The 22,415-nt window shown below is 64.3% G+C and carries 21 protein-coding genes; 13 read left to right on the top strand and 8 right to left on the bottom strand.

What is annotated here, in order from left to right; genetic code table 11:
- Positions 1-295 precede the first annotated feature (295 nt).
- Complete coding sequence (locus ABDK56_RS09985) at positions 296-646, bottom strand: BlaI/MecI/CopY family transcriptional regulator (RefSeq protein ID WP_349808115.1); 351 nt, start codon at positions 644-646, stop codon at positions 296-298.
- Between the two features lie 122 nt (positions 647-768).
- Between ABDK56_RS09985 and ABDK56_RS09980 the strand changes: the two genes are divergently transcribed.
- Together ABDK56_RS09980 and ABDK56_RS09975 are read left to right on the top strand one after the other, a co-directional pair.
- Positions 769-1,134: a BlaI/MecI/CopY family transcriptional regulator gene (locus tag ABDK56_RS09980; protein ID WP_349808114.1), complete on the top strand. Its 366-nt coding sequence runs from the start codon at positions 769-771 to the stop codon at positions 1,132-1,134.
- A 213-nt stretch (positions 1,135-1,347) separates the two neighbouring features.
- Positions 1,348-2,184, top strand: a complete 837-nt coding sequence (locus tag ABDK56_RS09975; RefSeq protein ID WP_349808113.1) for an EamA family transporter — start codon at positions 1,348-1,350, stop codon at positions 2,182-2,184.
- Positions 2,185-2,232: 48 nt separating this feature from the next.
- Here the strand turns inward: ABDK56_RS09975 and ABDK56_RS09970 are convergent, their stop codons facing one another.
- Positions 2,233-3,087, bottom strand: a complete 855-nt coding sequence (locus ABDK56_RS09970) for a helix-turn-helix domain-containing protein (protein WP_349808112.1) — start codon at positions 3,085-3,087, stop codon at positions 2,233-2,235.
- A 608-nt stretch (positions 3,088-3,695) separates the two neighbouring features.
- On the opposite strand from ABDK56_RS09970, the gene ABDK56_RS09965 reads away from it, so the two are divergent.
- The 7 genes from ABDK56_RS09965 to ABDK56_RS09935 all read left to right on the top strand — a co-directional run bounded on the left by ABDK56_RS09965 (position 3,696) and on the right by ABDK56_RS09935 (position 11,307).
- Positions 3,696-5,171 carry a tetratricopeptide repeat-containing sulfotransferase family protein gene (locus ABDK56_RS09965; protein ID WP_349808111.1) on the top strand — a complete coding sequence of 492 codons (1,476 nt, stop codon included), beginning with the start codon at positions 3,696-3,698 and terminating at the stop codon, positions 5,169-5,171.
- A gap of 151 nt (positions 5,172-5,322) precedes the next feature.
- Positions 5,323-7,389 carry an alkaline phosphatase D family protein gene (locus ABDK56_RS09960; protein WP_349808110.1) on the top strand — a complete coding sequence of 689 codons (2,067 nt, stop codon included), beginning with the start codon at positions 5,323-5,325 and terminating at the stop codon, positions 7,387-7,389.
- A complete protein-coding gene (locus tag ABDK56_RS09955) occupies positions 7,386-8,306 on the top strand; it encodes a DUF2268 domain-containing putative Zn-dependent protease (protein ID WP_349808109.1) in 921 nt (306 codons plus the stop codon). The genes ABDK56_RS09960 and ABDK56_RS09955 overlap by 4 nt, the downstream gene beginning before the upstream one ends.
- Before the next feature lie 157 nt (positions 8,307-8,463).
- Positions 8,464-8,934 (top strand): nuclear transport factor 2 family protein, encoded by a 471-nt coding sequence (locus ABDK56_RS09950; RefSeq protein ID WP_349808108.1) that lies wholly within the window; start codon positions 8,464-8,466, stop codon positions 8,932-8,934.
- Positions 8,934-9,668, top strand: coding sequence for a nuclear transport factor 2 family protein (locus tag ABDK56_RS09945; protein ID WP_349808107.1), 735 nt, complete (start codon positions 8,934-8,936; stop codon positions 9,666-9,668). The genes ABDK56_RS09950 and ABDK56_RS09945 overlap by 1 nt, the downstream gene beginning before the upstream one ends.
- A gap of 257 nt (positions 9,669-9,925) precedes the next feature.
- Positions 9,926-10,270 (top strand): YciI family protein, encoded by a 345-nt coding sequence (locus ABDK56_RS09940; protein ID WP_349808106.1) that lies wholly within the window; start codon positions 9,926-9,928, stop codon positions 10,268-10,270.
- Positions 10,271-10,431: 161 nt separating this feature from the next.
- On the top strand, positions 10,432-11,307 hold the full coding sequence (locus ABDK56_RS09935) for a sigma-70 family RNA polymerase sigma factor (protein WP_349808105.1): 876 nt from the start codon (positions 10,432-10,434) through the stop codon (positions 11,305-11,307).
- 285 nt (positions 11,308-11,592) lie between these two features.
- On the opposite strand, the gene ABDK56_RS09930 is transcribed toward ABDK56_RS09935, so the two are convergent.
- Genes ABDK56_RS09930 through ABDK56_RS09915 form a run of 4 tightly spaced genes read right to left on the bottom strand, consistent with a single transcriptional unit; the run spans position 11,593 to position 14,386 of the window.
- Entirely contained in the window at positions 11,593-12,069 is a 477-nt protein-coding gene (locus ABDK56_RS09930; RefSeq protein ID WP_349808104.1) for a hypothetical protein, read from the bottom strand.
- A 35-nt stretch (positions 12,070-12,104) separates the two neighbouring features.
- Positions 12,105-12,920, bottom strand: coding sequence for an NAD-dependent epimerase/dehydratase family protein (locus ABDK56_RS09925; RefSeq protein WP_349808103.1), 816 nt, complete (start codon positions 12,918-12,920; stop codon positions 12,105-12,107).
- Between the two features lie 51 nt (positions 12,921-12,971).
- Entirely contained in the window at positions 12,972-13,901 is a 930-nt protein-coding gene (locus tag ABDK56_RS09920) for a hypothetical protein (RefSeq protein ID WP_349808102.1), read from the bottom strand.
- A 53-nt stretch (positions 13,902-13,954) separates the two neighbouring features.
- Entirely contained in the window at positions 13,955-14,386 is a 432-nt protein-coding gene (locus tag ABDK56_RS09915) for a nuclear transport factor 2 family protein (RefSeq protein WP_349808101.1), read from the bottom strand.
- Between the two features lie 397 nt (positions 14,387-14,783).
- Here ABDK56_RS09915 and ABDK56_RS09910 point away from each other — a divergent pair, with 397 nt between their 5' ends.
- The 3 genes from ABDK56_RS09910 to ABDK56_RS09900 all read left to right on the top strand — a co-directional run bounded on the left by ABDK56_RS09910 (position 14,784) and on the right by ABDK56_RS09900 (position 19,098).
- On the top strand, positions 14,784-16,283 hold the full coding sequence (locus ABDK56_RS09910; protein WP_349808100.1) for a S41 family peptidase: 1,500 nt from the start codon (positions 14,784-14,786) through the stop codon (positions 16,281-16,283).
- Between the two features lie 109 nt (positions 16,284-16,392).
- A complete protein-coding gene (locus tag ABDK56_RS09905) occupies positions 16,393-17,193 on the top strand; it encodes a dienelactone hydrolase family protein (RefSeq protein WP_349808099.1) in 801 nt (266 codons plus the stop codon).
- A 1,437-nt stretch (positions 17,194-18,630) separates the two neighbouring features.
- A complete protein-coding gene (locus tag ABDK56_RS09900; protein ID WP_349808098.1) occupies positions 18,631-19,098 on the top strand; it encodes a TlpA family protein disulfide reductase in 468 nt (155 codons plus the stop codon).
- Here the strand turns inward: ABDK56_RS09900 and ABDK56_RS09895 are convergent.
- Complete coding sequence (locus tag ABDK56_RS09895; protein ID WP_349808097.1) at positions 19,095-20,021, bottom strand: hypothetical protein; 927 nt, start codon at positions 20,019-20,021, stop codon at positions 19,095-19,097. The genes ABDK56_RS09900 and ABDK56_RS09895 overlap by 4 nt on opposite strands.
- A gap of 973 nt (positions 20,022-20,994) precedes the next feature.
- Here ABDK56_RS09895 and ABDK56_RS09890 point away from each other — a divergent pair.
- Positions 20,995-21,480: a hypothetical protein gene (locus tag ABDK56_RS09890; RefSeq protein ID WP_349808096.1), complete on the top strand. Its 486-nt coding sequence runs from the start codon at positions 20,995-20,997 to the stop codon at positions 21,478-21,480.
- A gap of 658 nt (positions 21,481-22,138) precedes the next feature.
- Here the strand turns inward: ABDK56_RS09890 and ABDK56_RS09885 are convergent.
- Positions 22,139-22,372 (bottom strand): hypothetical protein, encoded by a 234-nt coding sequence (locus tag ABDK56_RS09885; protein WP_349808095.1) that lies wholly within the window; start codon positions 22,370-22,372, stop codon positions 22,139-22,141.
- Between the last annotated feature and the right edge of the window lie 43 nt (positions 22,373-22,415).

The raw sequence follows: 22,415 nt of genomic DNA, 5'->3' as shown, positions 1-22,415 counted from the left end.
GGTTTCAGGATCCGCCGGTGCGGTCGCCGGGGCTGTTGGTCGCCGCTCCCGGATTTGCCGCGCTCCTTGTCGCCGTCCGGCCGTGAAGGCGCTGCGGGAGGCAAGGGTCTCTCGTCGGCCGGCCGAGCGTGATCCTCGCGCGCAACCTCGTCCGGGCAATAATCAGAGCGACTGTTTCCCAAAAATGCCATCGGTCTCTCGCGGCCTCCTGTTTGACAGGATCGCGGATCCCTGCCGACGCCGCTATCAGATTATGTTGCTTGCGCCGGGACGAGCGAGCTTGGCAGTCGAGGCGTCACTCCTCCTGCGCCAAGGCAGCAAGCGCGGCGACGGCATCGCGCTTTGAACCTCCGAAGCAGTCGTCTGCGATCCGTTCGAAGGCTCGCTTCCTGGCGTCCCAATTGCTGATCGCCGGGGCATAACTTCGACTGCCCTTACGGCCGATCGACCGTTTCTTGATCGCACCGCGCAAGACGAGCCGGCCGAGCAGGGTGCGGACCGCGCAGTCGGTCGGCGGGTCGGGTATGGCTTGGCGGATTTCCTCCACGCTCGCCGATCCGCGGCCGTAAATGACGTTCAGCAATTGCCGCTGGCGACCCCTGATGGTCGCCAGTTCCGCAGGCAGGTCGGGCTCCCGGTGAGTCAAGCACACACCTCAAACGGCTCGAAGACAATTTGCTATTTTAGTGCTGTTCGTACTATTTCAAAAATAATCGAGGATCAAGGCTGTCAGCAGCCAAGGCCTGCCATGCGTGAGAAGAACGAGAGATGATCGCCGATACGCCACCGGAAGTTGAGCAGCTTCTCCCCCGCGAGCGCGAGATCGCGCGGCTGGTTTTCGCCCGTCAAAACGCAACGGCAACGCAGGTCCAGGAAGGGCTCTCCGGCCGGCTGAAGAACGCGTCGGTCCGCTGCGCGCTCAACCGCCTCGTCGCCAAGGGCATCCTCGCCCGACGACCGGACGGCCGAAAATATATCTACGAACCCGCCCTCACCCCGGAACGCTCGGCGCGGCGTGCCTTCCGCCTGTTTGCCGAGGATCATTTCGGGGGCTCGCTCGTCGAGGCCGCCGAGGCGATGACGGGCCTGTTCGCGGCCGATGCCGGGGCGGCCGGTCAACGCCGCGCCGCCTGATAAAAGAAGCCGGCCGGGCCGGGGGATGATGTGCAAATTCCGGTGCGCCCGGGAGATGATCAAGGATCTCCGTAATACCGCAGGTCGCGTCGAGCCCGTAACAGGCCAAGTGCGCTTTCCAGGGAAATGAACGATTAGCCTAATTGCACGACGACGACCCACGCCACTGGGCGGCAATCTCGAGTGTCGGAATAGACGAGCGATTTCTTTCAGTTGAGTTGGAACATCTTCCTCATCGTCCTGCTCGCGGCGTTGCTGCACGCTGGGTGGAATGCGCTGGTCCGGAGGGGGACCGACAAGCTCAAGATGATGATGCTGGTCATGGGCTTGGCCGCGCTCGGCGCTGCTATGGCATTGCCGTTCCTCCCCGCACCCGCTCCCACTAGCTGGCCCTTCATGGCGGCGTCGGCCATCTTGCAGCTTGTCTATTTCGGCTTGCTCGCACGTATCTATCGGACCGTCGAACTCAATGTCGCCTATCCGCTGATGCGCGGCCTGGCGCCCGCGCTCGTCGCGATCGCCGGTCTCTTCCTCCTGACCGAACGATTGTCGTTCGCGGGTTGGGCGGGCTTGTTCGCCATCTGCGGCGGACTCCTGGCGCTGTCGGCAACGGCTCGGGCCGTTGTCCACCGAAGGGACCTCCGTCTCGCCCTGCTCAACGCCTTGGTCATCGCAGGCTATACGCTGGTGGATGGGCTCGGCGTGAGGCGTTCCGGGGCGCCCTTCAGCTATGTTCTTTGGATCTATTTCCTGTCGGGCCTGTCGCTGACGCTGAGCGTCCTTGCTTCGCGTCGCGACCTCCTTTTCGGCATAGGCGCTCGGGATCTCTCGCGAGGATCAGTCGGGGCATTGGGGACGGTCGCCGCCTATAGCCTGGCGGCCTGGGCGATGACCCGTGCGCCCATCGCCGCGGTGGCCGCCCTTCGCGAAACCTCGATTGTCTTCGCTGCCCTGCTCTCGGTCCTATTTCTTGGCGAACGGGTCGACCGGCGGCGATGGGCCGCGATCAGCACCATCGCCATCGGCGCGGTCCTTCTCCGGCTTGGCTGATCAAGCGCGTCTTAGACCGAAAGCGACGGCTCGACCCGAGCGCATCGCTCAAGCTGCGCGTCGGCGCCCACCAATCGAGCCGATCTCGTTGGCAAATCGTTCGAGCGCGCGCGTCCCGGCAAGGTCGCGATATTGCGACGGAGTGAGCCCGAAGGCATCACGGAACGAACTGGTGAAATGGCTGTGGCTGGAAAATCCGAGCTCGAGCGCCAGTTGGGTGATGTCATTGCAATGCGGGAGTTCGCGAAGCGCTCGCCCGAGACGAAGCTGGCGATGATAACGATAGAGCGGAATGCCTTCCGCAAGACGAAACTGCTGGGTCAGATATCCGGCGGTCACGCCGATCGCCCGAGCGATGTCCCGCAGGTTCAACCGGTCTCCGTCGTAATCGTGGAGATATTCCTTGGCCCGGACGACCAGTCCGGATTCGGGTGCAGGACGCCCCGGGGGCCTGGCCGCCGCCTCGCGCAGCGCGGCCAGTGCCCATTCGTCGAGCGCCAGCGGATCGGCGGCGATCGCCGATTGGAGGACGACCTGCGCGAGCAGGCGAAGACGCATGGTCGCCGCGACCGGGCTCGACGGCTGATCGGTGCCGACGAACTTGTCGCCGAAGGTTTCGGCGATCAGGTCGCTCGCAGGGTCGAGCAGCACGGCCGAATGGCCACCCTTCGCCGAGGGATGGTCCAGGCGCGCCACGTTTCCCCGGCCGATCAGCAGCGCCTCACCCGAATCGAGCGTCCAGGCCTCATAGCCGATCCGATAATTGAGCAGACCCGAGGTGATGATCGCCACGCTGAAGCGACGTTCATAGCGTCGCTTGATGCGAACATGAGGCGGCACCGTGACCTGGCGTATGCTGACCAGGTCGCTCCGGTGGAGGTCCTGATGCCGGCAGCGATCCATTGCCGGCGCACTGGGCAATGTCCGATCTGGTGTAATCTGCATCCTTCTCGTCCCGGACCGATGACGAAGCGCCGAGGCCCGAAAAGCAGGCGGGACGCAAGGATGACACGGTTGGTGCTCAACCCTGGGTCCCGGCTCGACACGGTCGGGGCCGCACTACGCCCAGAATTGCACCGAGGCCAAGATTCAATCGGCCAACACTCATAGCGCGTCGATATACGGCAAGCCTTTCCCCCTGCTACGACCATCGCGCGTTCGCCCTTCGCGCCACTCCCCACCAGTTCCGGCCAATTGCGCGGGAGGAACAATTATGGAGGCGCCGAACCTGGATCGTGCGCGAAGGCGGCATGGGGCCTTCGCCCCGACATTTCCTGATAGCGGCCGCACGAGAGGCGTCTAAATTGTTGCCGTTCCGCGGTTTCGCGGAGCGGAGTCGTGCCGCGCGGGGTCAGACGTTCTTCAACTCTCGGCGAGTGTCAGACCTTTCCGTCTGCTACCGCCCTGATGTCGATCGAAAGGCCTCGAAGCGGGTGGTTGAAACTGAGGACAGACAGGCGGATGAAATTCATGAATCGGTCCAGTGCGTGTCGATGAACGAGCACGGCTGAATGATCTCGACACTTCCGGACCAACCCTACTTCGTACAGGCCCTGGCGGCGCTCAAAGACGGTGACCGGCGCCGCGCCGCCGCGTTCCTCGAACGGCAGCTCGAAGGAGGGCGAACCTCGCGGCGCAACCTCGACAGCGTGTCCAGGCTGGCTGCGTCGATCGGCGAGATCGATCTTGCGATCGAAGCGGCGCGCGAGGCGATCGATCCCGACTCGCTGCCCTCCCTGCTCCCTTATTGGAGTCTCTTGGCCACCTTCGGGCGGTCGGCGGAAGCGGTGGCCGATCTCGAGCGGCGACCGGCAGCATGGCGGGAGGATGCGGCCGTTCTCCATTTCCTGGCGACGGTCGAGAGCCAGTTCGGTCGCCGCGAACGGACCGAAGACCTCTTTCGCCGCGCGCTGGCGATCGAACCGGACTCGCGCGCGACCTGGTTCGCGCTGTCGATGCTCAAGACGTTCGAGCCTGGCGATCCCGACATCCCGGCAATGGAACGTCTAGCGCCCCTCGCCTTGCCCGGCTCCCACGACAGCGCGCGGCTGATGTACGCGCTGGGAAAGGCGTGGAGCGACATCGGCGAGACCGATCGGGCCTTCGAATATTATCAGAAAGGGGCGTCTCTTCAGCCGCGAGGGCGGCCCATCGATCTTGCCGGTCTCGGCCGCGCGGCGGATCGAACCATCGCCGACTTCGGTCCTCGGTTTGCCGATCGGTTGGTGCCGTCCGGCTTCGAGGGACGGCCCGCATTGTTCGTGACGGGCCTGCCGCGAAGCGGGACATCGATCACCGAGCAGATTCTCCGGAGTCATTCGGCCGTCCGCGACGGCGCTGAACTCAATCTTTTCTCCGGCGCCCTGATCCCGTCGCGCGGCAGCCTTGCCGGTGCCCTCGGCTATCAGCAGCGGTCGGGCACCGCCGATCCTTGGGGCGAAATCGCCCGGGACTATGCGGACCTTGCCAACCGGTATTTCCGTTCAGGCGACCTGATCGTCGACAAGTCGCTCGGCCAGTCGCTCCTCATCGGCCTGATGCTCCACGCGATGCCCCGCGCCCGGATCGCCTGGCTACGCCGGGCTCCCGACGACGTCGCCCTGTCCTGCTTCCAGACCTATTTTGGAGACAGCCTGCCTTGGACCGGCAGCCTGACCGACATTGCGGACCATATGCTGATCGAGGACAGACTATATCGGCATTGGCAATCCATCTTTCCAAACCGGATCCTCACCGTTCCCTATGAGGACCTCGTCGCGGATCCATCGCTTTGGGCGATTCGATTGCAAAGGCATTTCGGACTTGAGATCGAAACAGGCCTCGACTTAAAATCGCGGGAGGGCCGCGCCATCCGGACCGCGAGCACGGGTCAGGCCCATGCGCCGATCACCACGCGGCGGATCGGCCGGTCGGCCGCGTACGCCCGCCATATGAAGCCCTTCCGCGATCGCTATGAGCGGGGCGTGGCGGCGATCGATCAGCGGTGACGCTCATGGTCATCGCAGTCGCTCGCCCCGGGACGCATGGTCGTCATATCGATCTTCGATCACCGAGCGTAGAAACGATATTGGATTTCGCCTCGTCGATCGGTCAGCGCGATATGATGACCCTCGAAGCGCGAGCCGCGGACATCGTGCGATGATCTCGCTACTTCGCCGCCGCGAGGTCTTTGCCGCGGCGCTTGCGCTCGGGGCATCCGCCGCATTTGCCGGCGCGCCGCGCCGGGCTTCAAATCGATGGCGCGAGGCGCGGGCACGCTTCCCTCAAGGCGTCGCCTCGGGCGACCCCGGTCCCGACAGCGTCATCCTTTGGACCCGCCGCGCGCCGCGCGGTGCCGAAACCGCCGCGACGATCCTGCTCGAGGTCGCTGACGACCGGGACTTCGTGCATACGATCGTTTCGCGGAGCGTTCGCGTGGGGCCCGATGCGGACTGGACGGCGCGGGTGCTGGTCGCCGGCCTCCGCCCGAGCCGGCGGTACTGGTATCGCTTCACCGACGACCTCGGCGAAGGCAGCCGCATCGGTCGCACCTGCACCGCCCCCCGTCCGGACGCCGACACTGCCGCCGCCTTTGCCTTCGTCTCCTGCCAGAACGCCAATCTGGGCCCGCTCACGCCATGGCGCCGAATGATCGCCGATGATGTCGCCACCGACCCGGCCGACCAACTCGGCTTCGTCCTTCACCTGGGCGATTTCGTCTACGACACGATGTGGTATCCGGAGGATCGGGCGACTTATTTCGATCGCACGACCCGCGGCATCCTCCGCTACCCCGACGGCGAACGGCACGACGATTTTCACGTGCCCACGAGCCTTGCCGACTACCGTGCGCTGTACCGCGCCTACCTTCTCGACATCGACCTCCAGGATGCCCGGGCGCGCTGGCCGTTCGTGGCAATCTGGGACAATGGCGAATTCAGCAACGACGGCTGGCAGGGGCTGCAACGGTTCGGGCCGACGACGACCCCGGCTCAGACGCGCAAGGTCGCCGCGAACCAGGCGTGGTTCGAGTATATCCCGTCGCACGCGCGGACCCGCGACGGCTCGCTGACCGCCTTCGCGCCCCCGAAGGTCGAGAACCGCCCCATCACGCAATTCGATCGCGCTGGCCTGGGTCTCGAACCCAACAACCTTACCGCTATCCACAGTCTCGTCGGTTTCCGCCCGTTCCGCTGGGGTCGCCATGTCGAGTTACTCCTGACCGACCAGCGCAGCTACCGTTCCGAAGATTATACCGCGCATCCCGCGGCGAAGGGGTTGGCGAGCAAGCGCTTTCCGCAGCTGGTGCCGTTCGAAACGCTCGAGGCGATCGATGCCGGCCACGCGGCCGAAGGCGGAGCGCCCGCCGTCCTGATGACCGGCGACGGGCCGATCGAGAATTTCCGCCGCGACGCCGAGCCGCGCACGCTCCTCGGCGACGAGCAGAAGGCCTGGTTCCTCGATCGCCTCGGCCGCTCCACCGCGACCTGGAAGATCTGGGGCAACACCGTCGCTACTCTCGACATGCGCGCCGATCCGCAACATCTGCCCGCTGGCCTGACCGTGCCATGGCCGGGAAAGGGCTATGCCGGGTTCGCCCGGACCGATCACAGCACCTGCTATGCCGAGCGAAGCGAGATCTACGACTTTGTGGCGAGCCGGCGCATTGCCGGCTTCGTGACGCTGTCGGGCGACCGGCACAGTTTCTGGGCCGGCTATGCGGCCAAGGCGCTTCCGCCGGCTCGATTTCGGCCCGTTGGAATTGCCTTCGTTACCGGATCGATTTCCTCGCCCGGTGTCGCCGAAGCGTTCGAACATAATTTTCCGAAGGAGCATCCGTTGCGCGCCCTCTACCAGGTCGACGGCAAGGATCGGCCAACGCCCGAGACGTCGGTCAATCTCCTGCTTCGACACGGCGTTCGGACCTGCCTCGACTATGCGGCGCATGGCGATCTTGCGCGGGCCAAGGCCGTCGCCGACCCCGGCGTCGCGCCCCATGTGCAGTTCGTCGACATGGCCGGCCACGGCTATGGCGTGGTGCGCGCAGCGGCCGAGCGGATCGAAATCGAATTTGTCTGCACGGCGCGCCCGGTTGTTCCCACCCAGGCACCCGACGGCGGTCCGCTACGCTACCGCGTGGTCCATGGCGCCGACCGATGGGCCGGCGGCGACGCGCCGGTACTCAAGCGCGCAGCGCTGATTGGTAACGCGGAGCTGTCGGCATGAGGCGGCGACTGGTTCTGGCCTCGATAGCGGTCGCCCTCGGCGTTGCGGGCGACCGGGCCGATGCGGCCCACCCGGCGATCCAGACGACGGATGTCGAGAACTTCTATCGCGTCTATGATGGCGCCGCCGGGCATCCGAGCGCCGTCCAGCTGCAGCGCGATTACCTCGATCAGGGAAGTGGCGCGCTGCACCGCTTCGCCGACGATCGCAAGATCACCGGCGAGAGCCTGGCGAACGCGATCGCCGTCCATCCCCTCACCTTCATCGGCGCCCGTCGCTGCGCAGCGATCCTGCCGGCGGTGCGCACGCGATTGGCCGGCGCGCTGCGCCGCCTGGGCCGACTTTATCCGTCGGCCGCCTTCCCGCCGGTGACCATCGTGGTCGGTCGCGGCACCACCGCGGGCACGACCAACGCCACCGGCGTCCTGATCGGCCTCGAGACGCTGTGCGCGGCCGACTATATGGATCCCGACCTGGCCGGGCGCTTCGTCCATTCGATCGCCCATGAATATGTCCATGTCCAGCAGCCCGCCGCGCAGACCCAGCCCGACCATCCGACGGTTCTGTTCGCATCGCTTATCGAAGGCGGCGCGGAGTTTGTCGGCTCGCTCATCTCGGGGGATGTCGGCAACTGGCAGCTGAAACGCTGGACGAAAGGACACGAGGCGACGATCGAGCATAGCTTCGCCGCCGATGAAACGTCCACCAACACCGACCCCTGGGTCTGGGCCGGTCCAGGTACTCGCGAACACCCCGGTGATCTCGGTTACTGGGTCGGCGAGCGGATCGTGCGCTGCTACTATGATCGCGCCCGCGACAAGAGGCGAGCGATCGCCGCCATCATCACGATCAGCAGCGCCAGCGCGCCCGCCTTCCTCGCAGCGAGCGGCTGGCGGCCCGGTAAGCGATGCGCCTGATGCCGTCCCTAACCGCTTACCTGTGCCCCCACCCGCTGGCGGCCAGCCGCGTTGCCGTTTCGCGGCTTCGGCTGGCCGGTCCTTGATGGTGCCCCCGGAGCCGAAACGACCAGGCCCTCGAATTCACCTCGTCCCATCGCTTTTCGAAAGGAACATCATGAAACGATCGTTCGCCCCCCTGCTGACAGTGGCGGCGCTAGCCACCCCTGTCGCCCCCGCCGCCGCGAAACCCCATCGCATGTCCGAACCGCGGACAGCGGCGGCGGTACGGGCGGCCGACGATGCGTGGGGAGCCGCCGAGGTGCGCGGTGATGCCGAGTTCGTCGATCAATTGCTGTTGCCGGACTACCGTTCCGTCGGCCCGACGGGCAAGGCGACCGAGCGAGCCGTGATCATCGCCGGGGCGAGGGCCAACCGGTCAAACGTCGCCGCGGCGGCCGCCCGGGCGAACGAATGGAAAGCGGCGCATCCGACCCGCGCCGAGGTGACCCTCCACGGCAACACCGCCGTGCTAACCTGGGTCTCGACGTCGCCGGCGACGGCCGGACGGATCTCCTCGAGCGACGTTTTCACCTATCGCGACGGACGCTGGCACGCGGCCTATTCGCAGCACGCAAACCTCGGGTGATGACGATGGCAACCCGATTGTCGCCACCGGTCCTCGCGCTGACCATTTCGCTTCTCGCCGCGTCCCCGGCCGTGGCCGAAACCGTTTCTCAGCTCCTGCTTCGCAAAACGCAGGCCTTTTCCGATGCCGGCCAGCGCGGCGACGGCACGGCCATGGCAGCGATGCTCGACGATCACTTGGTCTTCTTCAACGAGAGCGGAGACCAGGCCAGTAAATCCGACCTGGCCGCGAGCACGCCGTCCACGGGTTCGTCGGGCATCACCACCCGGATGACGATCACCGACTGGCATTGCGAGGTCCATGGTGACGTCGCGGTGGCCAGTTTCATCGACGATCAGCAGCAGGATTGGCACGGCCAGCCCTTCCATGCACGCTATCGATCGGTCGAGACCTGGCGCCATGCCGGCAAGGACTGGAAGATGATCGCGAGCGAGACGATCGCCTTGGTCGATGATCCAACACCGGTGTCACTCCCGGGCTCCACGCTGCAGGATTATGTCGGCCGATACGAGGCCGCGCCCGGGATCGAATTTTCCTTCACTCGAGACGGGGATACCCTGTTCGCGGCGACGGCGGGAAGCCCGCCGACCCGCCAGGAAGCGGAGATCAAGGACGTCTTCTTCACCCCCGGACGCTCGCGAACGCGAAAGCTGTTCGAGCGCGACGCCACCGGGCGAATAACCGGCTTTCTGCTGCGACGGGAAGGGCACGACTTGCGCTTTCGGCGCCTCTGACCACCGCTTGTTCGAGCGAAGTCCTGCCACCTGACCTACAATGCGCGGGCTGCGGTCTCGTCGTTCGGCCAAACCTTTGATTGGCGCTTCCGACCGCTGTGGTCGGATTGCCAGACCCATCATGTTTACAGCAGTTGGTCTGACATCGCGGGTTCCGAGAGGCAGAGACCGCAGTCACATCGCGCTGATCTCCAGCGTCTAGCTGATCATGGTGATTGGTCCAGATCGACCATCATCGAGCCGCAAGGAGAAATGTCGTGAAATATGCTTTGCTCATCTATCAACCGTATCCATTCGAACCAAAATCCCTTCCAAAGGGAGAGTTCGATCGGATCGCCTCCGAGTACCAGGCCGTGTCTCTCACACCGAACATCACTTCGGGGCCGCCGCTCGGGCACATCAAGGACGCAATGACCGTCAAACTGGTCGACGGGCAGCCGCTCTCCACTCCCGGCCCATTTGTCGATGAGGCCGGTGCGGTCGGAGGTTTTCTTCTGTTCGAAGCGAATGACATGGAAGACGCCGTGGCCTTGGCTGCGCGGATACCGGCAGTGCGGCTCGGCGGCGCGGTAGAGGTGCGGCCGTGCGAGGTTTACTGGTGATACGGAAGATGGCCAGCCTAGCAGGAGCAACTCCACCCGCATCGAAGGGTAGGACCTCCCGTTTCGTTCGAAGCCGGAACGCTGCGAGGATCGCGGTCCGGCATTCCCCGGCAGATCGCGCCATATGCAGGGCGACCACAGTACAAAGAGAGCGTTGAGGGGTGCTCCCGCAAACCATCCAGGACTCATTCGAGGCGGGACGCGACCGATTTCGCCGTATCGCCTTTCGTATGCTTGGCGACTGGGACGAGGCGAACGATGCTTTGCAAGATGCGTGGATCAAGGCGGCGCGTCATCACGGCAAGGAGTTGGACAACGCCGACGCGTGGCTCGTGACGATCGTAACACGGATGTGCCTCGACCGTCTGCGGCAGCGCAGGCGAAGCCAGGCCGCTGGTTTGGTCGAACTTGACGTAGGCCCCGGGGCGAAGGCCCTGACCGACGATCAGGCTGGTCCAGAGGAGACCATGCTGCGCAGCGACATCTTGGGTGCGGCACTATTGATCATTATCAAGCGGCTCAGCCCGATGGAACGCGTGGCATTCGTCCTCCATGACATTTTTGAAGTGCCCTTCGACGAAATCTCGACATTAATTCTTCGCAGCCCGGAGGCAGCCCGCAAGCTGGCCAGCCGTGCCCGAAGCAGGGTGCGCGCGCGACCGCCCGATCTCCCGGCAGGCTCGGCGCGACACCGGGAGCTCGCCGATGTTTTTCTTAGGTCAGCGAGAAGCGGCGACCTGGACCAACTGCTCCGGCTGCTTCACCCGCAGGTGATCCTCACGGGCGACGACTCGGCTGCACGATTAGCCCCCACCATCCCGCTGAAAGGCGCCCACGAGGTTGCGAATTTCTTCATGAAGCGGGCGAGCATGGCAGATGTCGCGCGCTTCAAGGAACGGCTCGGCCTGATTGTCGTGCCCGACGACCAGTTGATTCTGGCCATTGAAATCGAGTTTAGCCGAAATCAGGTCGTGCGCTTGCATGCCGTCGGCGATCCCGAAGAACTGGCCAGGGTCGAAGCGTCGATTGCCATCTGACGTCTGGCAAGGTTCGAGTTCCGCCGGCAGTCTGGTCGCACGCCAACCCGCGGACGTTGCGTGCGCTTTCCGCTGCCCGGAACAAGGGATGTGGCGACGAACTCGCAGCACTCCTCTTTTGCGGCCGCGCGCGACGGAACTGGGATCGCTGGATGATCACGCGACAGGTTTAGTAGCAGCGGCGCTCGTTGCTCGAGCGCTTCCTAAGTGGCCAGTTTGCGACCGGCCTTGCCTGAAGTTTCGCAGGGCATCAGGGCCAATTGCCGCGAGGCATCCGAAAGCGATTCAACGCTTGCACGATAAGGTATCACCCAGTGCCATCGTGCCGTCGCTTCCGCGATATGACCAATCGATGGTGAGACCGCCGGAGGAAGGTCGATAGGCGAATTGCTCGAGCGGCCGACCTTCGGCGTCACGCGTGAACAGCAGAGCCGCCCCATCGCTGCGCCCTTCGAACCACCGCATCCCGGTTGCATCGACGATCGCCGCGCGCGCGCCCGGGGATTTGAACGACCAGATTTCCGACGAATGATAGGTCCCCGGCGAAATGTCCCGGTGGTCGACAACCAGCGTGCCGTCGATGTCGCCGCGCTGGATCGAGACGAGCGCATCTAGCGGGCGCCCGCTTCGCACGAAACGGCCGTGACAGGTCCAGCGCCCCATGAAGGGCGCGGCATCGATCGCCGGAATGGCCGGCGGGAGTGCTGGTGCCTGAGCGGCGATCAACCCCAACACGACGAAAGCTGCAACCATCTCGATCAACTCCTCCGGTGAAAAACGGTTCCCAGACGGCCCGGTTACAATATCCCCTCCTCTTGCGCCTGACGGACGGTCCGAACCGACGGTCGAAACCCAAGGCTACGAGCGAGCTCCCCGTCGAGGCGCCCCGACCAGGGATTCGCGAGCGGACTGGCCGAAGCGGCTACCGGATGGCCGGCGATCTCGCACAGCTCGAAGAGCGTCATCGGCGCTTCGTCGACGATATTGACGATGCGTCCAGCCATGCCTCCCGCCAGGGCAAGCGCCACGGCCGCGGCAATATCGCGATGGTGGATCAGGCTGAGCGCCATGGCCGGGTGCCAGTCGAAGCGCTCGGCGAGACCCAGTAGGGCCGCGAGATGACCGTCGCCATCCCCGTAGACGAAACCGAAGCGCTGGATGGTCCAGTCGAGCCCACTCGCCATCAATGACGCTTCCGCCGCCACCTTGCTTGCCGGATAGGGCGTCGCCGGGTGGCACGCATCGTGCTCGCGCGCCGGGCGAGAAGTTCCCGGGTCATACACGAGCCCGGTGCTGGCCATGATGACCCGCGCATTGGGTGCACCCGCCCTGACCGCCATGATCAGGTTGTTCGTGCCCTCCAGGTTGACCCGGTGGATCAGCGAGGCATCGGGTGTTCGCAGCACTGCCGCGAGGTGGATGACCGCGGTGACGCCCTCGACCGCGGCGTCGAGCGAGGCCGGATCGAGCAGGTCGCCGTCGATCGTCGTAACCTCATCGGTTGCCAGCTTGCCCCCACGGACCAGCGCTCGACACGTGACGCCGGAAGCCACCAGGCGAGGAAGGAGCCGGGTCCCGACAAGGCCGGTGGCGCCGGTTACGAGAATTGTCATGACGTGCTCCCGGGTTATCGTCGGAAAAGTTGGAACTTTCGGGTGCGGGGCTCAGCGGCCGGTGGCCGCATCCTCTGCGCGAACGAAAATCGTGTAGGTCCGCTGGGTCGCGGCGATGTGCTTGCCGTCGTCCGTCACCAGATCCAGCGTCCGCTCGACCACGATCTGATCGGCCAGGGTAATGCCACGGACGACCGTCGCGCTTCCCGTCCAACGCGCCTGCCCGGGAACCACCCGCACCTTGATCGCCCGCCCGCCCGCGCTGATGGTCAGCGTCGCCATGCGCGCATCATCGCTTGTGAGGCCGGCGCCGGCTCCCTGCCGGGTCAGCGTGACGAGACCGAGCCCGGGATCGAGGCGGGCCACCGCCACCACTTCGGTCCCGGAAGGGCCGATCTCCCAGGGCTGCGCAATGCTCGCCGTCCAATGCTGGCCGATCGACAAGCGGTGTGGGATGGCGCCCCACAGAAGGGGATTGAACAGCGGCGCACTGGTCTGATCGTTGGTCCGGCACTTCCCGTTGACGCAATTCGTTCGGCCGGCGTCGCGGACCTCGACGACATCGCTGCCGGCCGCCGTCCCGTCATAGTGATAGCTTTCGTCGGCAACGATGCTGTCCGGTCCGGCCGACCGAATCACGATGGTGTCGGTCCCGCTAGTGCGCGAGACCTTCGGATCGAAGCCGGGAATGGAGAGCGAGACCGTCTTCGAGAAGATGGTGTCGATCCGCTCGCCGGGCTTCACCCGCGGAACGAGCAAAAGAGACGACAACGAGCGAGTTGGTCCCTCCGTCGCGCAAGCGACGGATGACGGAGACAACGCAAGGAGCATGCCGAGCGCGACCGCTATTGCCGCGCGTCGCACGTGACCGGGGGCATTCATGCCGAACTCCTCGTAGAACATGGGCTGGTCGCGGCGCCTGGACGGAACAGCTGATTTCGCGACGCGCGAGCGTCCAACAACAACGAAACGCCAGTCCATCTTGCCTTGCGATCGGGTTGGTCGGGCGCTTGCGTCATCGCGAGGCCATATCCCTAGAACATGCCGTTCGCATTGGCGGCGGCCTCCGGGACCGGCTGGCGGACGTCCCAATGTTCGGCGATCTTGCCGTTTTCGAGGCGGAAGATGTCCACGATCGCGAGCCCCAGATCCTCGGGGCGGAGCTTGACGTGGACATGGAGCACCACGAAGTCGCCATCGGCGAAGGCGCGCTTGACGTCGACACGAGCGCCGGGAAACTCGTCGACGAACTCCTGAAGCATCGCTCGAAAGCCCTCGATGCCGTCCGCGGCCCTCGGGTTGTGCTGGATGAAATCGGAAGTGAAGTAGGTCACCGCTTCGTCGATGTTGAATCGCTTCAGCGCGGCGTCGTAAAATGCGAGGACGGTCCGCTTGTTCGCCTCGCGGACGTCGGCCGCGGCAAGCAACTGCGTGATGTCGGCGACTGACGATCCGGGATCCCTCATCGATGACTCCCATGGCGCCGACCTTGGGTCAGGGATGGCGCCGGTTTGAAGGCGGCAGGTGCCGTCCGGATGACGACGCGTCCAACACTTATTCGGCCCCGTTCCATCTCACCTTGCTATGAGGCGTGAGGGTCGGTGGCAGGTCTTGCCGGCGGTAACGCTGCCATCGGCGCGGCGCGCCGAGCGTTGGGAGTGAAACGGCTCGTCCTTGGTCGTGAGATCAAGGCCGCTTCTGATCGGGTGCCAATGCGGCTCGGGACCCCGGGCCGCCGACGGTCCCTGCCGCCGAGAAGGCGAGCATATCAAGGCCATATGCCAAGGGTCAGGATCGGTATTGGAACTCCCGCTGCCCAAACGATAGCCAAGACCGACGTCCGCCTATCAGGAAGATTCCTCCTTGCTCCCCGTCCTTCTCGCCGTGGCCGCGGCATCCCTTTCGACCGCGGCCGTCGCATCCGCTCCTAACGCAGAGCCCTCCGCCAAGGCCCAAGATGCCGCCGCCTTCTGGCGCGGCGCGGCCGAGCGGGACGTCGAGGCGGCCTACATCCTGGTCAGGGACAACCACCCCGCGGCGGTCCCTGAACTCGGCGACACCCGCTTCACTGGCGCGCTTGCCACCGCGCACGCGCTTGCGGCGGCGCGCGCGCGCTCCGTTCATGATTATGATGCCTATACGGCGACCCTCGCCGCCTTCGCCGATGCGCTGGGCGACAAACATCTCTGGTCACGTCCAACCTATGTGCTGGAACGGCCGAGCTGGCCGGGCTTCCTGACCAGCAAGCGAGGCAGCCATTGGATCGTCACCGAACGAGCGGATGGCGAGGATCCGTCGCTTAAGGGCGCGGAACTGCTCTCGTGTGACGGCATCCCGGCCGAGCGAATGGCCGAGCGATCGCTCGGCCAGTTCCGCGTCGATTGGTCGGTCGGCGCCCAGCAGATCCAGGCGGCACCCTGGCTCCTAATCGATGAGCACAACCCGTTCGTCACTCGCCCTCGCGCGTGCACGTTCAACGCCGCGGGCAAGAGCCTCACGCTACCCTTGAGCTACGCCACCATCCACCGCGTCGACCTCGCGGACCGGATCAAGCGCGCCGGCGGCGCGGGGGTCGCGGGCCTCGGCATCCGCCGGGTCGGTGGCGGGGCGTGGATCGCGCTCGGCACGTTGCTCGACAGCGCCGCGCCATTGGTCGACGAGGTCGAGCGCCGCGCCGACGAACTTCGCGCGGCGCCGTTCGTGGTGGTGGACGTCCGCGGCAATGGCGGGGGAAGCTCGACCTATGCCACCAGGATTGCTGACGCGCTCCTGGGCAACGCCTATGTCGACGCCAGGCTGGGGGCTTCCGACGACAGCGATTCCTGCGCCGATGTCTGGCGCGCCTCGCCCGGCAACATCGCCCAACTGGAAGACCTGCTCGCCAAATCCGGCACCAGCCGAGGCCCCGAGTTCGTGCGCATCGTCACGAAAATGATCGCCGATGCCAAAGCGGCGCGTCGTGCCGGCAAGCCCTGGATCATTCCGGCGGCGTGCCAGCCGCGGGAAGGCGGCACGCCTGTGCCAGCCCTACCGGCCCCCGCTCCTGCGCCAGCGTTCAAGGGCAAGTTCATTCTCCTGACCGATAATCGCTGCTTCAGTTCGTGCTTGGTCCTGACCGACACCTATCGCCGTTTGGGCGCGATCCAGGTTGGGCAGACGACCGACGCGAACACGCATTACACCGAGGTTCGTGAAGTCCTGCTGCCGTCCGGGATGTCTTACTTCTCGACGCTCCAGGCCTTTTCGCCACTGAATCCGCGCCAGTACGGCCCGTTCGTGCCGCGTCACAGCTATGCCGACGATATTGCCGATACTGCCGACGTGGAAAAGTGGGTAGTCAACATCGCGCGAGCCGCCGGCTGAAACCGGCGCCGTCCGCGAGATGGGCTGAAGATGCCTCACGCAATTGCGCGTCAGATGTTGCCGGACCTTGCGTTTGCAGCGGCGCGACAGGCAATCGGAGAGATGTGTCGTGACGATCACCACAAGTAAGATATGCTACGAGATCGACGGTCTCACCATGGTCGGCCACCTGGCGCGACCGGCCGGCGGTAAGCCTCACGCGGCGGTGCTGCTCGCCCATGACGGCGTCGGGCTCGAGGACTATCAGCGGGGTCGCGCCGACGATCTGGCCACTCACGGCTATATTGCGCTCGCCATGGACTATCATGGGGGCCAACTCTTCTTCGATCGGCCGCAGGAGATGCTCGCTCGGACCTTGCCCTTGCTGGCCGACGTCGAGCGTATGCTCCGCATCGGCCGCAAGGCGCTCGACCTTCTTCTGGCACAGCCCGACGTCGACCCGCACCGGGTTGCCGGGCTCGGCTATGGCGCCGGCGGCCGGATTGTGCTCGAACTCGCGAGGACCGGCGCGGCCTTCCACGCGGTTGCCGTTATTCACCCGGCCTTTCCGCAGGCCGATGCCCAGGACTGGCGCGAGGTGACGAGCAGCTTTCTATTGTGCACCGGCTCCGAAGATCCAATCTGTACGCCCGAGCAAGCCCTCGCCTTCGGGAAGACCCTCCAGCAGTGCGGGATTGATTGGCGCGTGAACATTCTTGGCGGTGCGCGGCATGCTTTCTGGGCTCGCCCGACCAACGCCGATGGCTCTCCCGTGGACGGAACCGCGCACACCCAGGCAACCGTGCCGGGAGTCGGTTATCATCCGACCCAAACGCCGCGTGCCTGGCGCGCCGTGCTCGATCTGTTCGAAGAGGCCTTCGCGGCGCCAAGCTCGGTGTCACTTGAAAGGGAACCGACGAGCGGCGCCTGACGTCCACCTCATTGAGGCTATCTTGCACTTCAGGTCATATCGATGACGCTCCTGCCGAACGGACTGCGCTCGAGGTGATCGAGCTCGGCGGGCAACGCCGAGGGTTGAGCAGGTGGATACTCTATTGCCCGCTGTGAGGCTGCGCGACGAATCAAAGGCCGAGACGTTCGGCGCTGTTGATTCCGAACGGATTATGGCGTCGGAAAATCAGCACCCCATCGGCTCCTGCTGCCGCCATCCAAGCGCGCGTCATCATTACCAGGCAAGGCGGCAGCGAAGATCAGTGGGTTCGCCGTGACGCCGGACCCGCAGCTCGCCGCGAACGGCCAAAGGTGATCCACGCCGATGGAAGCGAATATGATTGTCCGGCCGCACAGTTCCCCTGAAGATACATGACGATGGCCGCCGCAACCAGCACCGCGAGCGAGTACGCTATCGTCACAGCGACAATCCGTGCTCTCATCAGTGGCAGGCTACGAGAAAGGCTAATGTCCACCAAAAATCGTTAGCGGCCGATGCGCTCGAACGACCAGTTTTAGTGGAAAGCGGTCATTCAGTCGCGCTCCCGAAGGTAAACCTCATGTGCCCGAAAGGCATTCCGCTTTCGGGCCCACCGCCATCGAAGCGCGAGGCCCAAGGCGCTCGCAAGCGCGCCCACTGGTAGGACTTGCGTCGTCAGGAGGAAGGACGCGCCATTTTGGTCGAGTAGACCGCGTCGCACTGCCTAAACGAGATAGATCGTCATGCCTAGGAGTGTGACCCCAGACAGCAAAAAGCACAGAACATGATAGGCTCTCGGTGGGACGCTATAACTTGGTAGCATTGGCATATAATGCCGGTGCCAAAGAGCGACGGCAATGGGTAGAGAGCGGACACGACCGCCAAGGTTCGCACTATCGAGAAAGGGGGCGGTGACGTTTCTACGTTAAGAACCAAGTCCTATCGGAGGGCCTGAATGATAGGGTCGATGCTTTGGCTTATTTGGTAGGAGGCGCATGCGCTGCGCCGGCAAGTGCCTGCATCCGAGGCCCTTTCGACGTTAGCATCGTCGGCCATAGCGCAAAGGTCGATACGTACGGTGAAAATCACTTGAGTGGCATTGTAACTATGTGGCGACAACACTCGAAGAGTCGGCTTCAAGTCATTTTTACGTGGGGCGCGATCGAACAAGGCGAGGTGCTCGGATGCTCATGGAGCGACAAACGGCCCTTAGAAAATATTTGCTTGCAGGGGGTGTGCCGCAAACCGCCATCTCCAAATCGACATCGTCAAAGCCTCCTTCCGCAGAAGACGCGGAATGGGCCGGCGCAGTTCCTGGTGCTACAATGGGGCTTGCGGCAGGCTGCTAATTCATGTCCGCAATGGGGCGCTAGCAGCCGAAGCGCTTGGACGGCTAGTTTGGGTGGAAAGCGGACATTCCGGCTCTATACAAAACCAATGAAAACGGTCTCGATGTTCCTCGCGTGCCTGGTGGCCATCCCGACAATGCTTGGCGCGCGTGCGCCAGAGGGCACGACGTTGGAAAAGCAGCCGTTCCGGTCTGCCGGCTTCGTTACTGTTGTGAACTTCTGGGCGACCTGGTGCGCCCCGTGCCGGGCGGAAATGCCCGTCCTCGACGCGTATTACCGTCGCCATCACGCGGGAGGATTGCAGATGATCGCGGTTTCGGTCGACCAAGGCGCGTCGGCTGCACGGCTTGCCAGGGCGACGGCGGGCTTCGCCTTCCCGGTCGCGAAAGTGTCGGACATGAAGCTGGCGCGCCGCGATATTCCCAACGCGCTTCCAGTCACCCGCGTTTACGACAAGACCGGGAAGCTGGTCTTCGAAACGAAGGGGGACGGTCGAACACCGATCGACGCGGCCACGCTCGAACGCGTGGTGTCCCCCCTCCTTCGCGCTGGCTAGAGGTGAGCGAGTAGCCCCACCGAAGCTTTCGCGCGTGGCGTCAGCTGATAGCCATTCACCTTGTTGTAGAGCGGCAGCTCCACATTGCCGAAGCCGACCAGTCGGTCGGTCAGCTTGAGCGACAGGCCGGGCGCGACGTTGACCTGCGTGCCCCCACTGTTGGGCCGGTCGCTAGCCGCGCCGCTGTCGCGCCAAGTGTGGCGGACGCTGAGCTGGATTTGCGGCGTGATGCCGTTCCAGCCGACGTAGTTAAGCGCCGCCGATCCTTGGACAAACGCGCCGGGCTTGTAGCCGTCGCGGCTCGCTAGCGCCCATTGTCCGCCGCCGTGAAGGAAATAGCCGAGCGTTTTCGTCACCGCACCGAGGCGATAGATACCGGCGACGGCCTGGACCGTCCCCGTGCCTGGCTGAAGCCCACGATCAACGTCCTCTCCGGACATCGGTCCTTCATCGAACGTCTGGCGAAATTGTCCGGTGGGGAGAACAAGTCCGGCCTCGAGCCCGGTCACACTTCCGGGAGTCGAAAGGCCCTGCCAACGTCCGACCACGCGCAGGTCTCCAATTCCGTTCGTGTCACTGTGCGAAGGCTCGGTCGTGTCCTCGCCATAGGTCGAATGCGGTCGGGTCAGGATTGGCAGCTGTACGTCGATCCCGAAGTCGTTGGCGAACTGGTGGTCGAGGGTGACCGTCAGACTGTGGTTGTAGGTGTAGCGTTCGATCTCGCGCTCGTTCGGCAACTCGATCAGCGAGCGGTCGAGAATGGTTGTGCCGGTCTGAAGCCGGTTCTGCGGAATGTAGTCGTAGCGCAGGCTGAGCGTCGTGCCGGGCTGCGCGGCAAGCCCCTGGCTAAGCCAGTCGGCGGTGAGCGTGCAGCCGCAGCTGGCACAGGCGGACGCCGGGGTCGAAAGGAAGAGGGTCGGCAAAAGAGTCGCCGTCGCGAGCGCGCGGCTAATCGAATTTCTAGTCATGGGAGTGCCCTGCTTGAGCCGCCCACGATGCGGGGCGGCGAGAGAAATTGAGTAAGCTAGGCAGCCATGGGTGGTCCTCGGACCGGTGGACGGGCGTGGTCGCGCGAGACTGGCAGAAGCGCAACGAGCCCCTCGGAAGTCGCCTGAGAGACAGGCCACGCAAACTGCCCGAGCCCAACGGGGTGCCCGAGATCGGCTGACGCGTTGCCGCCGATCGCGAACGGGCAATGGCCGGGCGTCGCGCTCTTCGAACCATGTGAGTGATGTTGGTGATGATCGACGGTCGGCAGAGTAGGACCGTCGTCAGGACAAGCGACGATGGTGAGGCCGCCGGCGCCTGCGGCCGGCATGAAGCCAGTCGGCACCAGCGTTCGAGCCACGAGGAGCATGACGACGAGCGTTGCCCACAGCGGGTTCAGACGGGAAAGGCGCGTCGCGCTGGCCACCGGACGCACCTAGCCTTTGGAACGTGCTCTGTCAGCGCTGTTTGAATGTCTGCTTTGGGTCGTCAGCGGCCGGGCCGCCGGGACGGCGAGTTTGGGTGGAAAGCGGACGTTCAAGTAGACGCGCTTCGAGTAGCCCCAAGAAATTTGGGATGGCCTATTGTCGTCGCTGACGGCACTTTCTGTGCGTGGCGGATTTGTCAAAACTGAGTGGCTCAGAACGCCGTATGCTCGAAATGCTGGCGGAGGGGCACACTGCGAAAAGCATTGCGAGCGCAGACTCCACAACACCTACTGCGGTGTACGAGCGTCTCCGCGAGGCGCGTCGGAAAACCGGCGTAGGTAGCAGTCGTGAACTAGCGAGACTGCTTAGGGCGCAAGAAATTCGTGACAAAGAATTGGGGGTGGGCAGCACAAAAATCGGAGGCGAAGCAACTTCCATCGCCGTTGCCCAACCTGGGCCACATCGAAGTGGAGTTGTCTTAATGATCGGATTGATTGCTGCCGCCGCCGCCGGAATGGTCACCCTCGCACTGCAAAGTTCGCCGTCAACGGTGAACGTCGATGATCCACTATTATCTGCACCAATTCCGGATGGCCCTAATATTGTTGCTCTGCACAACCGCCTTCGGACTGAAGCCCGCGACAATCAGTGGGCCGCCCATGTAGAGCCCGCAATCCGCGCACGGCTGATGTCGGTTCCGCTTGTTGGCAAAGATGGGAATGCATTGCGGGTCACATGCTCAAGCACCCTTTGCGAGATCGCGGGCACCCTGTCAGTTCCGAAAGCTAGGACCCAGCTGTCAGACCAGCATTCTCAATTCAATCGAGCTCAACGAGAATTGCAAACCTCGCCGCTGACCACCGATCTGGAAGGGTTAAAGTTGGGGCCGCTCGGCGCATTATTTACATCCGGAAAGGGAAAACCTGAGAAGCTCGCCTTTTTGATTTACTACGCTCGGATTCATTGATCCGAAAGGCAAGGACGCTTGAGGCGCAAACGTCCGCAATGGGTCGAAAGCGGACAGTCTGCTTTCGACCCAAACCTGCCGTTCAGGCGGTTCGGCGGCTAGCCCCATTGCAGATACTACGCCTGTCCGCTCTTGAAAGCGTTTCGCTGATGCCTGGTACATGCCCACCTCGGGCAGCCAGATCTGGCCGGTGTAGCCGAACCGGCCGTAGAGCGTCTGGCCCGACGCGCTGGTCTGCGGCACGCCATATTCGTCGTAAGCGTTCTTGTTAATGAGGTTGCCACTGCTGTCGGTGACCGCGACGATCGACCCTCCGCCGCCATTCCACGCGCTGCGCGCGCGGAACCTTGGACGGCTCCGCCCTTGCGATCGGGGATCAGGTAGCGAAGCGCTGAGGCGGTAACCCCACTGCCCTCGTACCAGGCGACCGGATCGTCGACGGATGCCCCGTGGAGGTAGCGGCGCAGCAGGTTGCCGCTGCCGTCATATTCCGCGACCAGCTCGTCGCCATCGTACAGGAACCGGGTGGTCGCGGCGCCGCTCGTCACCTGGTAGAGGCGGCCCAGCGGATCATAGCTGAGCGTGGCACTCAGCGTGCCGCCCGCGCTGACCAGGCGGTTCTCGATGTCATAAAGGTAGGTCGCGCTGCCGTCCGAGGTCAGGTTGCCGTTGGCGGAGCCGGCCCAAGGTTCCGAGCGCGCGAAGCGCGATCGGAATGGCCCGCGGAGGTATCGTAGGTGAAGTTGGCGCTGCCCGCGCTAATATACTGGTTGAGCCCGTTGATCCCATAAGACCGGTTCGCGTTGTACAGCGCCGTATAGGCATAGGCGTCGTTGTCGCGGCTCTCGCTCGTCAGCTGGCTCGCCGCATTATAGCCGAACGTCCAGGTCACATTGTTGGTCGTGCCCGCCAGCGTGTTGCCCAGCGACGATAAC

This window comes from Sphingomonas sp. ASV193, assembly GCF_040203355.1.
Lineage (GTDB): Bacteria > Pseudomonadota > Alphaproteobacteria > Sphingomonadales > Sphingomonadaceae > Sphingomicrobium.
Note: the sequence above shows the minus strand (reverse complement) of the source record. Positions and strands in the feature narration are given on the sequence as shown.

Excerpts from the sequence above, each read along its gene's own strand:
- ABDK56_RS09915 (WP_349808101.1), bottom strand. The coding sequence starts at position 14,386 with ATGAGGGATCCCGGATCGTCAGTCGCCGACATCACGCAGTTGCTTGCC.
- ABDK56_RS09925 (WP_349808103.1), bottom strand. The coding sequence starts at position 12,920 with ATGACAATTCTCGTAACCGGCGCCACCGGCCTTGTCGGGACCCGGCTC.
- ABDK56_RS09950 (WP_349808108.1), top strand. The coding sequence starts at position 8,464 with ATGAAACGATCGTTCGCCCCCCTGCTGACAGTGGCGGCGCTAGCCACC.
- ABDK56_RS09945 (WP_349808107.1), top strand. The coding sequence starts at position 8,934 with ATGACGATGGCAACCCGATTGTCGCCACCGGTCCTCGCGCTGACCATT.
- ABDK56_RS09980 (WP_349808114.1), top strand. The coding sequence starts at position 769 with ATGATCGCCGATACGCCACCGGAAGTTGAGCAGCTTCTCCCCCGCGAG.
- ABDK56_RS09920 (WP_349808102.1), bottom strand. The coding sequence starts at position 13,901 with ATGGACTGGCGTTTCGTTGTTGTTGGACGCTCGCGCGTCGCGAAATCA.
- ABDK56_RS09970 (WP_349808112.1), bottom strand. The coding sequence starts at position 3,087 with ATGGATCGCTGCCGGCATCAGGACCTCCACCGGAGCGACCTGGTCAGC.
- ABDK56_RS09900 (WP_349808098.1), top strand. The coding sequence starts at position 18,631 with ATGAAAACGGTCTCGATGTTCCTCGCGTGCCTGGTGGCCATCCCGACA.
- ABDK56_RS09960 (WP_349808110.1), top strand. The coding sequence starts at position 5,323 with ATGATCTCGCTACTTCGCCGCCGCGAGGTCTTTGCCGCGGCGCTTGCG.
- ABDK56_RS09890 (WP_349808096.1), top strand. The coding sequence starts at position 20,995 with ATGATCGGATTGATTGCTGCCGCCGCCGCCGGAATGGTCACCCTCGCA.
- ABDK56_RS09965 (WP_349808111.1), top strand. The coding sequence starts at position 3,696 with ATGATCTCGACACTTCCGGACCAACCCTACTTCGTACAGGCCCTGGCG.
- ABDK56_RS09955 (WP_349808109.1), top strand. The coding sequence starts at position 7,386 with ATGAGGCGGCGACTGGTTCTGGCCTCGATAGCGGTCGCCCTCGGCGTT.